This window comes from Sphingobacterium spiritivorum (assembly GCF_016724845.1).
Lineage (GTDB): Bacteria > Bacteroidota > Bacteroidia > Sphingobacteriales > Sphingobacteriaceae > Sphingobacterium > Sphingobacterium spiritivorum_A.
The window spans coordinates 204,980-219,273 of sequence record NZ_CP068082.1 but is presented as its reverse complement, the minus strand read 5'-3'; the positions used below and the strand labels follow the sequence as shown (position 1 = coordinate 219,273).

10 protein-coding genes and 1 riboswitch are annotated in these 14,294 nt (G+C 38.8%); of the genes, 5 read left to right on the top strand and 5 right to left on the bottom strand.

The window, feature by feature from the left end:
• Positions 1-57: 57 nt before the first annotated feature.
• A complete protein-coding gene (locus I6J03_RS01035) occupies positions 58-657 on the bottom strand; it encodes a DUF937 domain-containing protein (protein WP_232279717.1) in 600 nt (199 codons plus the stop codon).
• Positions 658-783: 126 nt separating this feature from the next.
• On the opposite strand from I6J03_RS01035, the gene I6J03_RS01030 reads away from it, so the two are divergent.
• On the top strand, positions 784-1,905 hold the full coding sequence (locus I6J03_RS01030) for an L-dopachrome tautomerase-related protein (protein WP_003007467.1): 1,122 nt from the start codon (positions 784-786) through the stop codon (positions 1,903-1,905).
• 73 nt (positions 1,906-1,978) lie between these two features.
• On the opposite strand, the gene I6J03_RS01025 is transcribed toward I6J03_RS01030, so the two are convergent.
• The gene (locus I6J03_RS01025; RefSeq protein WP_003007465.1) at positions 1,979-2,968 is read right to left on the bottom strand and encodes an aldo/keto reductase; all 990 of its coding nucleotides are present in this window, start codon (positions 2,966-2,968) and stop codon (positions 1,979-1,981) included.
• Between the two features lie 112 nt (positions 2,969-3,080).
• Between I6J03_RS01025 and I6J03_RS01020 the strand changes: the two genes are divergently transcribed.
• Entirely contained in the window at positions 3,081-4,181 is a 1,101-nt protein-coding gene (locus I6J03_RS01020) for a DUF2891 domain-containing protein (RefSeq protein ID WP_003007463.1), read from the top strand.
• A gap of 68 nt (positions 4,182-4,249) precedes the next feature.
• On the opposite strand, the gene I6J03_RS01015 is transcribed toward I6J03_RS01020, so the two are convergent.
• Both I6J03_RS01015 and I6J03_RS01010 read right to left on the bottom strand, forming a co-directional pair.
• On the bottom strand, positions 4,250-5,461 hold the full coding sequence (locus I6J03_RS01015; protein ID WP_003007461.1) for a hypothetical protein: 1,212 nt from the start codon (positions 5,459-5,461) through the stop codon (positions 4,250-4,252).
• Between the two features lie 31 nt (positions 5,462-5,492).
• The gene (locus tag I6J03_RS01010; protein WP_003007459.1) at positions 5,493-6,035 is read right to left on the bottom strand and encodes a hypothetical protein; all 543 of its coding nucleotides are present in this window, start codon (positions 6,033-6,035) and stop codon (positions 5,493-5,495) included.
• A 706-nt stretch (positions 6,036-6,741) separates the two neighbouring features.
• On the opposite strand from I6J03_RS01010, the gene I6J03_RS01005 reads away from it, so the two are divergent.
• Positions 6,742-9,693 carry a SusC/RagA family TonB-linked outer membrane protein gene (locus I6J03_RS01005; RefSeq protein ID WP_039989955.1) on the top strand — a complete coding sequence of 984 codons (2,952 nt, stop codon included), beginning with the start codon at positions 6,742-6,744 and terminating at the stop codon, positions 9,691-9,693.
• Between the two features lie 11 nt (positions 9,694-9,704).
• On the top strand, positions 9,705-11,192 hold the full coding sequence (locus tag I6J03_RS01000) for a RagB/SusD family nutrient uptake outer membrane protein (RefSeq protein WP_003007456.1): 1,488 nt from the start codon (positions 9,705-9,707) through the stop codon (positions 11,190-11,192).
• 216 nt (positions 11,193-11,408) lie between these two features.
• On the opposite strand, the gene I6J03_RS00995 is transcribed toward I6J03_RS01000, so the two are convergent.
• Positions 11,409-11,672, bottom strand: coding sequence for a hypothetical protein (locus tag I6J03_RS00995; protein ID WP_003007454.1), 264 nt, complete (start codon positions 11,670-11,672; stop codon positions 11,409-11,411).
• A gap of 65 nt (positions 11,673-11,737) precedes the next feature.
• A riboswitch (SAM-I-IV-variant riboswitch) is annotated at positions 11,738-11,831 on the bottom strand.
• A 275-nt stretch (positions 11,832-12,106) separates the two neighbouring features.
• Here I6J03_RS00995 and I6J03_RS00990 point away from each other — a divergent pair.
• A complete protein-coding gene (locus I6J03_RS00990; RefSeq protein ID WP_003007449.1) occupies positions 12,107-14,293 on the top strand; it encodes a bifunctional alpha,alpha-trehalose-phosphate synthase (UDP-forming)/trehalose-phosphatase in 2,187 nt (728 codons plus the stop codon).
• The last annotated feature ends 1 nt before the right edge of the window (position 14,294 follow it).

Sequence of the window (14,294 nt, the reverse complement as noted above, 5' to 3'; positions counted from 1 at the left end):
TATAGATTATGCCTTTTGATATAATTAAAATGCCCCGTTTTGCGGGGCATTTTTAGTTTATTTCTTTGTAAACATTCCGGCAATATCATCCAGAAAATTTCCGTCTTTATTCTTGTCAAAGAATCCGCTAACCAGATCTGCAATACCACCACCTGATGATTGCTGTTGCTGACCATTAGCCGAAGCATTGTCATTTCCTCCGTTTAATAATCCACCCAGCAGATCTCCGATTCCGCCCGAATTACTTTGCGCTGCTTTTTCTTTACCTACATAAGCCATCACAATAGGAGCAAGAGTCGAAAGGACTGTACCTACGGTTTCTGAACTTATTCCGGTCTTGGAAGCAATTTCATTTTTTACCTGATCGGAGTTTTTGCCAAACATATGATTGATAATTTTGTCATCATCCTCGCTGGGCCCATCTTCTACAATCTGATCTACACGATCCAATGCATCTCCTGTATGTTTGTTATCCAATGCATTGTTCAGGCTTTCTGCTTGTTCTGATTTTTTGCTGGAATTGTATTTTAGTGCTGCAATCATCAAGGGTACTGCAATCGCAACCATCCACTTAGCTTTGGTCTCGCTGATACCCAGTTTTCCAGCCAGTGCAGTAATGACTTTTGTGCCAATGCCGCCTGTAATTAAATCAATCATTCCCATAATTTTATAGTATTAGTGTTTTTATATGATTTTGGCAAAATCTATTCCAAAGATTCTGATGTTTGTTAAATGTTGGTTTTTAAATTAAACAATTTTTGCAACTGCTTTGTTTGATTAATAATGAGAAGTTTAACGTTTATATTTTTAGCTATTACGATGCGTTCATTCACGCCTGCTCAGGGCCAGACTACACTTTCCGAAGATGCCCGCCTGGAGGTGGTGGCTGCATTCGGACAATCTCAGCCGATCGGTGTATCGGTATCTTCTGATAATCGAATTTTTGTTTCTTTTCCAAAGCGCGATCCTTATGAAATGGGATTGGCAGAAGTAAAGGAAGGAAAGCGAACTGCTTACCCAAATGTAGAATGGAACCGTAAAGAAGGAAATGAGGACGAAGTATTTGTCAATGTGCAGGATATATATGTCGACGACAATGATCATCTGTGGGTATTGGATTCGAAGCCTGCACCTCAGAATTCGGTATTCGGGAATGACGGATCGGGAGAAAAGAAAAACGGACAATTTAAACTGTTGCAAATCGATCTGCATACCGATTCGGTGCTCCATGTTTTTAATTTTGATGATTTGAATAAGAGCAAATCCGGTCTGAATGATGTACGCGTGGATACGGATAAAAAACTGGCCTACCTTTCGGATCCCGGACAAGCGGCAATTGTGATTCTGGATCTTATAAGCGGGAAGAGCCGTGTTGTTCTGCAGCATCATTTTTCAACTCTGGCAGATTCAGGTATTGTACTTCGTTACGAGGGTAAAAAAATGGAGGATAAGTCCGGAAATATGTTCAGGTCCAATGTAAATGGAATAGCACTTACCAAAGATTTACGATACTTTTATTACAGACCTATTAACGGTCTTCATTTATATCGTATAGAAACTAAATATCTGGCAGATAATAAGCTTTCTGAACAGCAACTGGCATCCTATGTGGAGGATATGGGAGAGACTGCTGTGTGTCACGGTATGGAAGCAGATGCAGCCGGAAATATTTATATCACTTCCTCTCTGGATTACAGTATCAAATATTTCACTCCTGCCGGAAAACTGATCACACTGGTGCAGGATCCAAGGTTGATCTGGCCGGATTCTTTGGGTATAGGTACAGATGGATACCTGTATTTCTCCTGTGCTCAGGTCAACAGATTACCACAATGGAACGGAGGTACAGATAAAACTTCTTTTCCGTACCGTATTTATCGTGTTAAATTACCGCCAACTTCTTAAAACTGGCGGATATCAAATAAAAAATCCAGACGAAATATATTCGTCTGGATTTTTTTTGCTCCCTTTACGTAGGTTATGGAAGCATAGTATGAAGTTCTTTCGTAATTGTATCAATATCTTGCTGTTCGATTTCCAAATCACCCGCTCTTGCATTGCTTATAGTCTGTGATGCATTACGTGCACCTGCAAGTGCAATTGTGATTCCGGGCTGAGCTACTGTCCAGCCTAATACCAGTTGTCCGAGGGTCACATCGTATTTATCTGCAATAGGTTCTATAGTTTTCAGAAATGCATTTGTTCTGGCAATACTGTCATCTGTAAAAAACGGAAGATTTGCACGGTGGTCTCCCGCTCCGAATTGTTGTCCGGGTTTCATTTTTCCGGTAAGGAGACCTCTTTCCATAGGACTGTAAGCAAGTATTCCGATATTGTTAGCAATACAGTACGGAACGGTTTCTTTTTCTATGCCCCTGTTGACCATAGAGTAAGGAATCTGATCGGAAATAATTGGACATACAGAAGCAGCTCTTGCTACCTGATCATTATCATAATTACAGACTCCTGCATATCTTATTTTACCTTGTTCTATAAGTCTGGCCACGGCTTCAAAAGTTTCTTCAATTGCTGTGGTTTTGTCATTCCAGTGAATCTGGTAAAGATCAATATAATCTGTTCCCAGTCTTTTTAGCGACTGCTCACATTCGTATATCACGCTGTCTTTACCTGCGTATTTATAGATTGTAATATCCTGTCCCTGATTGTTTTTACTTGGCCCTACAAGATCACCCTGATCTGTATCCCAGCGCATCCCGAACTTAGTCAGAATCTGAATCTTGTCGCGCGACAATCCTTTAATAGCCTCGCCAACGATTTCTTCACTAGTCCCCTGCCCATAGATAGGTGCTGTATCTATAGATGTCATCCCTTCTTCCAAGCCAGCTTGTATCGCTTTTATAGCCTCATTACGATCTGTACTTCCCCACATCCATCCTCCGGCAGCCCAGGCGCCAAAAGTAATAGTCGATAGTTGAAGATCGCTTTTTCCAATTTTCCGATATTTCATAGCGTTCGTTTTTTTACTTTCCCTAAAAGTAACAGTCCTTTTCTCAAATTAAAAGTCAGTCTTGTTATTATGAGCTTAATTTGACTATATTTAGCCAAACTATGATTTTGAAATGATGAACCGAATTATTTTGATCCTTCCTGTTTTGTTTGGGTTATTTTCCTGTCAATCAACTGAAAATAAGAATAATGTTGCTCAGGATTCTGTAAAAAGCATTCAGCTGGATGGGCAGCAGGCAAAGCGTATTCTGGATCTTCCTCTCCATTGTCTGACTACAGAATATCCCAATAAACTCGGACAGGTGATCGGTAGTGCACAGGACCTCAAAATTCCTAAGCAATTGCGACCTGTCTTTTATGGCTGTTTTGACTGGCATTCTTCTGTGCATGGGTATTGGTCTGTTATCAAAATTTTGAAAACACATCCTGATCTGGATAAAGATGGTCAGATTCGTCAGTTGCTGAATCAACATATCACTCCTGAAAATGTACAGGTAGAACTGGCCTTTTTTCAAGATAAAAATAACCTCGGCTTTGAGCGTACATATGGCTGGGCCTGGTTATTCAAACTACAGGAAGAACTGTTGAGCTGGAACGATACGGATGCCCGGCGTTGGGCAGGGAACCTGCAGCCCTTAGTAGATATATTGGTAGACCGATACCAATCCTACCTGCCTAAGTTAGTCTATCCTATACGTTCCGGACAGCACGATAATTCTGCATTTGGTTTTTCACTTTCACTGGATTATGCAAGAGCTGTAGGCAATAAAGAGTTTGAAAATATACTGGCGGAGCATGCAAAACGCTTATATACTCAGGACAAGAATTGTGATCTTGCCTATGAGCCAAGCGGATCTGATTTTCTGTCTCCTTGTCTGGAAGAGGCGCTTGTAATGAGTAAAATATTGCAGCAGGACGCGTATAAAACCTGGTTAAAGACTTTTATGCCACAATTGTTTGAAGCGGATTTTTCATTAAAGCCGGCGGTTGTGAAAGATCGCACCGATGGTAAGCTGGTTCATCTGGATGGTCTGAATTTCAGCCGTGCCACTTGTCTTAATAGTATTGCAAAGGCCTTGCCTGAGTTGCACCATCTCAAAAAGGTAGGACATGAGCATCTTGCTTTCTCGCTTCCTAATATCTCAAATGATGATTATATGGGCAGTCACTGGTTAGGTACATTTGCCCTCTATGCACTAGCACATCAGGATTAGTGAAATTTGCTGAACATCAGGCTTCTTTCGGTTGTATTTATTCATTAATACATTACTGTGGTGAAAGTTTACTGATCAGCTAGTGCTTTTATACATTCTTCTCTGATATACCAGATATCTTCTATAGAATAAGGAATGTTATTTTGTGCTAGCCATTCAGTAAGATACCTGCGATGAAAGTCTGTCTTATAATCGGTGATCTGATCAGCTGAAATATCAACTTCTGTTAGCAGGTCCAGCTCAAATTTTGTTTCATTAACTCCAATCCCTGTTGCGTCAACGATATAGTTATGAATTCGAAGATAATTATGTGCTTCCGGGATATATTCAAGCCTATATTTGTTTAATACAGCTGCAACAGCAGGTGTATTTTTCTTATCCATCATAAAGATGCCTAACATTAGTCTGATTTGATTATGACCATTTTCATCAGCTAATCGTTTAAGAACAGCATGCTTTGTACTACAAGTTCCTGCAAATTCCCGAAATAGAATTAAAGAATCTGATTTATCTGTATTTCTTTTGTAGGGAAGCTGAATTACCCATTTGACTGCAGATGCAAAATCAGCTATTCCCTTACTTAAAAACAAATCTGAAACTTTGCTGTTGTCTTTGATTTCAAAATTGAAAGGTTTGAAATATAATCTTCTGGAAAATAGGTTTGTTCTTTCATTATTCAATAAAGCATGTCCGCTTTTTTTATTGGTAAAGTAATTTAAAGACTTAATCAGATTTCGGACATGAAAATTGACTCCGAAATCGTCGTTTCTGCGACATTCATTAAAGATGTCTAATGCTGTGCGTGTATTATCAAAATAGCCGTTATCTAGTAAATGGAGTATAAAATCCTTTACTTTATCGAATGTGGATAGAAATTTAGCAGTAGGAAGAACACAGAGTTTCTCTTCTTCTATAAGTGTAAATGGATTTGATTTGCTTAACTGTTCATTTCGGATTAAAATCTGAAAAGAGGTTTTCCTGTTTTCAGTCTGACTGATACTTATCTTTAATTGGTAATTATCCTGCTTAGTCACCTCAGGGGTGAATTTTTCTATACTTTCTCCAAATATACATGCCAGATAATTGCTATCAACAGGATCTATGTGTGTAGTTTTCAGAGGATTCTCTGCGTCTCTTATGAAAAAATCATGCTTTCCCAGTAAAAATGAACATTCATATGCAGAATAGCCGATGTGTATCCGATAGGTATGAAACATGAAAATTTTTCGAAAAAGTATAGCAGGAAATACCTGATCATGAGTTTGCTTAGTTTTGGGCATATCTTTAATCCGATAAATCTAATATTATAAATTATCGATGTCTACGGTAAATAGATTCGGTTTCACTTTTTCGCTCTAATTTATTCTTCTCAGTTGCTGTTTTAATCACAGCAGTAAAATCGTTATTAGTCCAGTTTTTCTCGGAGTAAGCACTACAATGAGCTGCTATTTGAGCTACTGTGTGCCAATCGTTAAAAAATGGATCTTGTTTTTCTTCCAACAATATAAATAAGGTTGAGGTTTGCGTAAGCTCTTTAGGTCTTTGAACTATCTTTTTTTCTACCATCAATTCTTCTATAGGTTGTTCCGGATAAAATGTAAACAATGAAAACTCCTTGATTAGTCCGATTTCGTGGGCTGTCTTAGTAAACAATTGCGCTATTTTATTGAGGTGTTTGTCTGTATATTTTTCATTTCGGAAATTGTTTTCAATAATTCCTAATGTGTTGCTGTCTGATCCGGGGCTGATCTCCGAACTTACTTCTCTTTGTGTCAGCCCAAGAGTCAATCTCCACGATCTGACCGTATTGATTGTAAAAAGTGCAACAGAAGAGATATATACCGGTTTTTTCATTTACCGAAAATCACTCGTTGTTTGTTAATATTTTGGATGTAAATAAATTTGTATTTTATTAAAATATTGTCTATCATTGTTTTGTAGATTTATTTTTTATTTAATCACGCTAATATTTGCTTATCTAAGGCAATTTTATCAACTGCCTTATTTCTTTATAAAGTCTACTTTCTGTTTTTGTTAATCTTTTTCGCCACCTAATATTATTTTCATAGTTATGAGAAATCAATTAAAACAGCTTTACAGGAAAATTATTAAGCACCCGGAGTAATACCAAGTGTTGTCTTTATGTTTTATTGACTAAAATCCGGAGACATGCAGGCGAAGATTTTTTATTGTCTGATGTATTCTTATTACTCTTGAACGAGGGAAATGACCGGGAAAGGTCAGGCCAATTGTTTTAATCCAATGGAAATTTGGAATATGCGACTTTATACAAAAAGATTGCACGGAGTCCCTTTGCCCGTCTCCACGGTTTACATTGATTTTAAAATTCATTAGTCAAAAAGTTTAGTTATTCAATTTTAGGGTATGTCTTTCCGAGATCATAAACCGGTCAGATTTTCGAATTATTAATCATGTAAAAATATGAAATATGCGAGCAGTACATAAATCATTGTGAGTATAGCAGAGGATATAAATTATAGTATGAACTCGTTGTGCTTGGTTCGGATATTTCATGTGGTTACTCCATAATAAATTACATATGAAACAAAAGTTATTCAATCTTTTTGTCTGTATCGTTTTTTTTAATTCACTTGCATTTGGACAGGAAAAAAACGTCACAGGCCGGGTCACATCATCTAAAGATGAAAATCTTCCTGATGTGACAGTAGCCGTATCGGGTACATCAAGAGGAACACGAACAAATGGTAATGGAATATATAGTATTCAGGTTTCCCCTGGCGAAACCTTAATTTTTAAGTATATAGGCTTTTCAGATAAAAAAATTGTTGTTGGTTCTTCGGATATCTACAACGTTACTTTAGTGTCATCTGAATCCGTTTTAGATGAGGTTTTAGTAGTTGGGTACGGATCCGGCAGGAGCCGTTCATCTGTTGTCGGATCTTATGTTCAGGTGACAACTAATGATATAAAGGGAAAACCGTCTGCTAATGCATTGGAAACCTTACAGGGAAAAGTTCCGGGTCTGCAAGTCTTTACATCTTCTGGAGAACCTTCCGTGACACAATCTGTACGATTACAGGGGGTGGGATCTTTGGGAGCAAGCTCAACACCGCTCTACGTATTGGATGGAACTCCGATAAATACAGGTTCTATAGTCTCAATGAATCCCGAAGATTTTGAAAGCATTACAGTGCTGAAAGATGCTTCAGCCACTTCTATCTACGGATCACGAGCTGCTAATGGTGTGATTTATTTCACCAGTAAGAAAGGAAAAGCTTCGGATCGTGCTACAGTAACGGCAAGAGCTCAATATGGCTGGACGGATCTTGCATCCCGTAAAATGCAGAATACACTGATGACGTCTTCAGAGTTGCAGGACTTTTGGTTAGAAACTAAATTCAAAACGCAGCAAGAGATCGATGAAATCAGGAAAAACTGGCCGAATGATTTTAAATGGGATACTTATTATTTTCAGAAAAATGTACCACTCAAACAAATGGATCTGAATATTTCCGGAGGATCTGCCAGGACACAATACTATATTTCGGCAGGATATATGGATGCGAAGGGAGTCATGTACCGATCTGGCTTTGACAGAGTCACGCTCAGAAGTAATATAACATCTCATATCAATGACTGGATACAACTGGGAGTCAATCTAGCTGGCGGATATGACCGTAGAGAAACTAATGGATGGACATCAAATAATACAAACGGAGGTCTGGCTCTTTTAGTTTTACCCTGGTATACTCCTTATGATAAGAATGGTAAGGAATATTATGAAGAGCAAATCCCCGGCTGGGGAAGATATTCACCAAAATATCTGGCAGATAAAAATCCGAATAGAGGACGTAACCAACAATTTAATCCGAATGTGTTTGTTCAGGCTATTCCGGTTAAAAACCTGATACTACGCTCTCAGGCTGGTATAGACTACTTTAATTACAGAGGTTCATCCAGACGAATGCCATCTTATGCTGCTTCACCCCGACAAGGTACAGGTAATGAAAGCTGGACACAAGGAGTAGCACGTACACTGACCAATACAATAGAATATAAGCTGGTTTTAAAAGATAAACACAAACTGGGTATTTTGGGAGGGCATGAATTCTCGGACTATGATGAGCAGAATTTTTCTGCATCTGTTGAGGGATTGACAGATGATGCCTTAATACTGTTATCCGCGGGATCGAAAAATAAGAATGTTGGACAGACCAAAACACAATATGCTTATAATTCATATTTCGGAAGGTTGAGTTACGGATATAATGATACCTACTATATCGATGGTACACTCCGGCAGGATGAATCTTCCCGTTTTGGCAGGGAGAATAGAAAAGCTACTTTCTGGTCAGTGGGAGGTATGTGGAATATGAAAAAAGAAAAATTCTTATCAGATGTAGACTGGATTAATACATTACAAATCCGAGCAAGTACAGGAACTTCAGGGAACTCTGCGATCGGTAACTATAATTCTCTAAACACTGTTTCTGCAAACATATATGACGGACAGACTTCCTGGGGAATAGTTCAACCCGGTAATCCTAATCTGGCCTGGGAAGAACAGATCAAAACCAATGTTGGATTCGGAGTACGGTTATTTGACAGGTTAAATCTGGACATAGAATTTTTCAACAGAGTGACTAAAAATATGCTGGTTGATGTACCTTATCCATATACTTCTGGATTTTCTGCTATTACTGAAAACGTAGGTTCGCTCAGAAACAGAGGGATGGATATCAGTTTTAGTGTAGATATTGTCAGATCTTCTGATTATTATTTTAGTCCTTATGTCAATCTGGGGGTAGTGCAACAGAAAGTAACGGAATTATTTCAGGGGAAAAATTATTGGATTATCCCTAATACCGGTGTGAGTTGGGTTGTCGGAAAACCTATCGAGTTTTTCTATCCGATTCAGTCTGGCGTAAATCCAGAAACTGGTTTGATGGAATGGTTTATGCCGGGAGATGATATTTCTCAGACGACAAAAGATCCCGGCCGGGTTACTTCTGTGTTTAGCTCCTCTGCTTTGCAACAGAGTACAGGTATCAAGAGATACCCGCCGTTTAATGGAGGTTTTGGTTTTCAATCCGGCTATAAAGGTATTTATGTGAATGCAGATTTCATTTTTTCATCCGGAAAATACCTGATCAACAACGATCGGTATTTCTTTGAGAATTCTTCAAATTTTGCAGGCTTCAATCAATCCCGTAACGTCCGCGATTACTGGAAAGCTCCAGGCGATCAGACGAGGTTTCCAAAATATGGACAGGTGAATCAATTTGATTCCGGACTCATAGAAAACGCCTCTTTTATAAGACTCAAGGGGCTGACTATTGGGTACAATCTGCCCAAGTCACTATTTCAGAATATGAAATTTTTCAAAGGAACAAGGGTCTATTATACAGGAAGAAATTTACTGCTCTTTACCAAATATCAAGGGCCTGATCCTGAAATTGATACCAATGTCACAACTGGAGCAAACCCCAATACGAAGCAGTCAGTTTTGGGAATTGAATTACAATTTTAATAAATACGAAAATGAAACAAATGATAAAGTTCAAATCTATTATTACATATCTGACTATTACGTTTGGTTTGATTTCATGTAATGTGGAGAGATTACCTGAAGATCAAATAGATCTATCCCGCGCATTTGAATCAGTAACTGATGCCGGAAACTGGGATAATCTCTTTTACCGGGAATTGAGAGGTAACGTCTATGGTGTATATAGTTTTACTACTGAAGTACAGGCTGATATGTTGAATGCAACAGCTGGCTACGGTAACCGTAACGGATCACCACACAGATGGACCGACTTTCTTTCCGGAGACGGTAATATAAGTACTATATATAGTAATTATTATTCAGCTATTAATAATATTAATGTTGCAATCAGGGGATTCAAAAAAATCAGTCCTGCTAATGAGGCGGAGCAGAAAAGTCTTAATCAGTATACCGGAGATGCGCACCTTGCCCGGGCTTATTATTATCTTAATCTTGTCTTGCGATTTTCGAAGGCTTACGACCCATCAACGTCAAAAGCAGACTTGGCAGTTGCACTGATATTAGAGCCCGATGTAAACTTAAAGCCTAAAAGATCAACTGTAAGTGAGGTCTATACACAGATATTATCTGATATCAGTATAGCAAAAACAAATCTTCAGGATGTACAGGGGACTAAGGGATCGACCAGATTTACAATTGATGCCGTATGGGCATTAGAGGCCAGAGTGAGGCTGTATATGCAAGATTGGGAAGGAGCTAAGGCAGCTGCAGAAGAACTCATAAAAGGCGGAAGGTATACACTTTACAATTCAGCTGAAGGTGTTTTGAAAATGTGGTCAGAAGATACTAAAGATGAAATTATCTTTGAGCCTGCTGTAAGGTCTCCTGACGAACGGCCAAATACAATGAGTATATTCTATGGTTATAATACCGGAGGAAGGAATTACAGACCTGATTTTCTGCCTTCACAATGGGTCATTGATAAATTTAGCAATACGGACTACCGTAAGGCAGCATATTTTAAAGTAGTGCCTATATTCATTCAGGGAAGTAGATATGAAGGGTTTAGAATTGTAAACAAGTGGCCAGGGAACCGTTCGTTGATGACTGATCTTAATACTAACTATAATTCACAGAAAGTTTTCCGAATAGCAGAATACTACCTGATCTCTGCAGAAGCATCCTATATGATTGAGCAGGAAGAAGATGCTGTAAAGCGCATAAATGAGCTTCGTAAAGCAAGAGGGCTGACAGCAATAAATGTGACAGGTCAAATGCTGTTAAATGAAATAAAAGATGAACGTTTTCGTGAATTAGCATTTGAAGGATTTAGGTTAGACGATTTAAAAAGATGGAGAGAAGGGTTTGAAAGGAAAAATCCACAATCTATGGACATGATCATGAAAGGAGCTGATTTTGAAAGTAAGCGTGTGACAGCAGGTGATAATAAATTTGTTTGGGGTATTCCGGAGAGAGATGTTACCGTCAATCTCAATCTGACCCAAAACCCCGGCTGGTAAAACATCAGATTTATATTCACTACTTTTCAGAGAACAGTATAAATCTGCCTGAGACCGCTGTAAATCGTGACTCAGGCAGATTGTTATTGGACTGTGTAAAAGTATTTAGAAAAATAGTATACTATCAAAACTAACTGTAGCATACGCTAAGATGCATTACAGATCTTTTGCTTTGCTATACGTTGGTACGACTAACAGATTTATCCGGTATACTCTTTAATTAATAGGTATCAGTACATTATCTTCCAGACGAAGGGCTGAAATAGTGATAGAAGTAAATCCATCCTCTTTGGACACTATTCTGGAGAGGTCTAATCCCCTTAGCGAAAATGCATGTAATAATGCCGTACGGAAAGCGCCTCTGGAACCCGGCCGGCCATGTTCCTGTAAATCCTGATTATTGACTTCTATTAATTCCTGAACGCTGTACTTTTGAAAGATTTCCAAAAAATCCTGATAAAGTTGAATCGGTGTTGACATACCATTTAAAATTAAAAACGTTTAACCATAAATTGTATTCAGAACCTGGGCTTAAAATAAGTCGTGATTGACGTTTATTTTGGCGGACACCCGTATTATTTTACCACCGTGGTGACTCCACTCGGTTGGTATTGTTTCGAACAATTCTGAATACTCTACCAAAATTATAGACTTTATTTTAATAATCCAAATTTTTATTCATTAATATTTTCGGACCTGTTTGTTAATCTGCTTTTTGACAAAAGAGCAGGCCGGACAGAATTGGCTTGAAAGGAGTATAGTCTGTGTGAAAAAATGCCTTTTTGATATAAAAAAATCAATTATTTTAAACAAAAACGACGATTTGTTGTTTATTGAATATCGGGCATATGCCTAAACTTCTCACCTATGTATTTGCTCAAAATCGTATTTGGGCTTCAAAAAAATAAAATAAAATGAGTAAAACTATCATAGTTTCTAACAGACTTCCTATAAAAATAGAACGTACCGATCAAGGACTTAATTTCATGCCTAGTGAAGGAGGATTGGCTACAGGTTTAGGATCTATTTACAATACCGGAGGAAATATCTGGATAGGCTGGCCCGGTATCGTTCCTGAAAATGAAACTGAAGAAAAGGAGATCAGAGCAAAATTACAGACATTGAACCTTGTTCCTGTATTTCTTGATCAGGAGGAACTGGAAGGCTTTTATGAAGGTTTTTCAAATGAAGTTTTATGGCCGATTTGTCATTACAGACCCAGTTACGCAATATATGATGAAGCCAACTGGCAAACTTACCTGAATGTCAATATCAAATTTTCAAATATTATCAAAGGTTACATTCAGGATAATGATGAGGTCTGGATACATGATTATCAGCTGATGTTGCTTCCAAGCCAGATAAGGGCTTTTAAAAACGAAATTTCCATTGCCTATTTTCAACATATTCCTTTTCCTTCACACGAGCTGTTCCGTCTGATCCCCTGGCGAAATGAATTGCTCAATGGTTTACTGGGAGCAGATCTGATCGGATTTCATACGTTTAATGATTCGCAATATTTTATTGATGCCTGTTCGCATATTCTGGGGACTAAAAATAAGGACAATAGTTTACAACACGGTGGAAGAACCGTATTTGTAGAGGCTTATCCTATGGGTATAGATAACAGTAAGTTTGAAAAGCTGGCCAAAGAAAGTAGCATTCGGGAGCGGGCGGAGACGATCAGAGATAATTTCCGGCATCGCAAAATTATTCTGTCTGTAGACCGACTGGATTACAGCAAAGGGATATTGGAACGGATCCACGCTTTTGAAAATCTGCTGAAGGAATATCCGTCTTATATGAAAGAAGTGGTCTACTATATGCTGGTAGTCCCTTCCAGAGATCAGGTTCCGCAGTATAAGATGCTAAAGGATGAAGTGGACCGTTCTGTAGGAAGAGTGAATGCTACATATGGTACAGAGGACTGGACACCTATTGCATACTTCTATAATTCTTACCCTATGGAAGAGTTATCTGCATTGTATGTTTCGGCGGATGTATGTCTGGTAACGCCTATACGGGACGGTATGAATCTGGTCTGTAAGGAATATATTGCCAGTCATCCGGAGCAACATGGGGTATTGGTATTAAGTGAGATGGCAGGTGCTGCCCGTGAGCTTCCGGATGCACTGATTGTCAATCCGAATGATGCCTATGGTGTAGCCCAAAGTCTGATGCAGGCATTAGAAATGACAGAAGAAGAGCAGTCTGAGCGAATGGAAGCTATGCTGGAGAATATACGGAAGTTTAATATTCATCATTGGGTACAGCAGTTTCTGGAAAGGCTTAGGGAGATCAAAGATCTGCAGGATAAGGAATTGTCCCGGAAAGTAGGGGTCAGAATCAAGGAACAGATGTGTGAGAATTATCGAAATGCAGATAAGCGCCTTATTTTATTAGATTATGACGGCACGCTGGTGGGGTTTAATAAAGAGGCCGAAAAGGCAACTCCTACAAGCGAACTGTATGAGATTCTGGAGCAAATCAGTGAAGATCCGAGAAATCTGGTTGTTATAATCAGTGGTCGTAAGCATCAGACTTTGCAAAAATGGTTTTTGGACAGGGATATGATTCTGGTGGGCGAACATGGTGCATGGTCTAATTATCCGGACGGAGAATGGAAGGCTAAGAAAGGTCTGTCCACTGTATGGAAAGATATTATAAAGAGAACAATGGTTAAATATGCCGATCGTACTCCGGGTGCATTTGTGGAAGAGAAGAATTACTCTCTGGCATGGCATTACCGGAAGGTGCAGAAGGGACTCGGGCGCCTTCGTGCGCAGGAACTCATGGACAGATTGCGGTATATTGTCCCTAACTATGGCGTACAGTTGTTGGATGGGGATGATGTGATCGAGGTGAAAAATTCGGAAGTCAATAAGGGGCGGGCCGCACTGGAGATCTATAAGGATTTTGAGCCCGGATTTGTATTGGCTATTGGCGATGACATGACCGATGAAGATATGTTTTATGCGCTTCCTGACGAGACCTTTACGATTAAGGTAGGCAATAAAGCTTCAGCCGCGCGTTATTATATAGAGGGACAGCCGGAAGTATTACCCTTACTGAATGATATCATGAACTGCAAAAATATATAAA

Coding starts and splice junctions, on each gene's coding strand:
- I6J03_RS01015 (WP_003007461.1), bottom strand. CDS start 5,461: ATGCCCAAAACTAAGCAAACTCATGATCAGGTATTTCCTGCTATACTT.
- I6J03_RS01000 (WP_003007456.1), top strand. CDS start 9,705: ATGAAACAAATGATAAAGTTCAAATCTATTATTACATATCTGACTATT.
- I6J03_RS01030 (WP_003007467.1), top strand. CDS start 784: ATGAGAAGTTTAACGTTTATATTTTTAGCTATTACGATGCGTTCATTC.
- I6J03_RS01010 (WP_003007459.1), bottom strand. CDS start 6,035: ATGAAAAAACCGGTATATATCTCTTCTGTTGCACTTTTTACAATCAAT.
- I6J03_RS00990 (WP_003007449.1), top strand. CDS start 12,107: ATGAGTAAAACTATCATAGTTTCTAACAGACTTCCTATAAAAATAGAA.
- I6J03_RS00995 (WP_003007454.1), bottom strand. CDS start 11,672: ATGTCAACACCGATTCAACTTTATCAGGATTTTTTGGAAATCTTTCAA.
- I6J03_RS01035 (WP_232279717.1), bottom strand. CDS start 657: ATGATTGATTTAATTACAGGCGGCATTGGCACAAAAGTCATTACTGCA.
- I6J03_RS01020 (WP_003007463.1), top strand. CDS start 3,081: ATGATGAACCGAATTATTTTGATCCTTCCTGTTTTGTTTGGGTTATTT.
- I6J03_RS01005 (WP_039989955.1), top strand. CDS start 6,742: ATGAAACAAAAGTTATTCAATCTTTTTGTCTGTATCGTTTTTTTTAAT.
- I6J03_RS01025 (WP_003007465.1), bottom strand. CDS start 2,968: ATGAAATATCGGAAAATTGGAAAAAGCGATCTTCAACTATCGACTATT.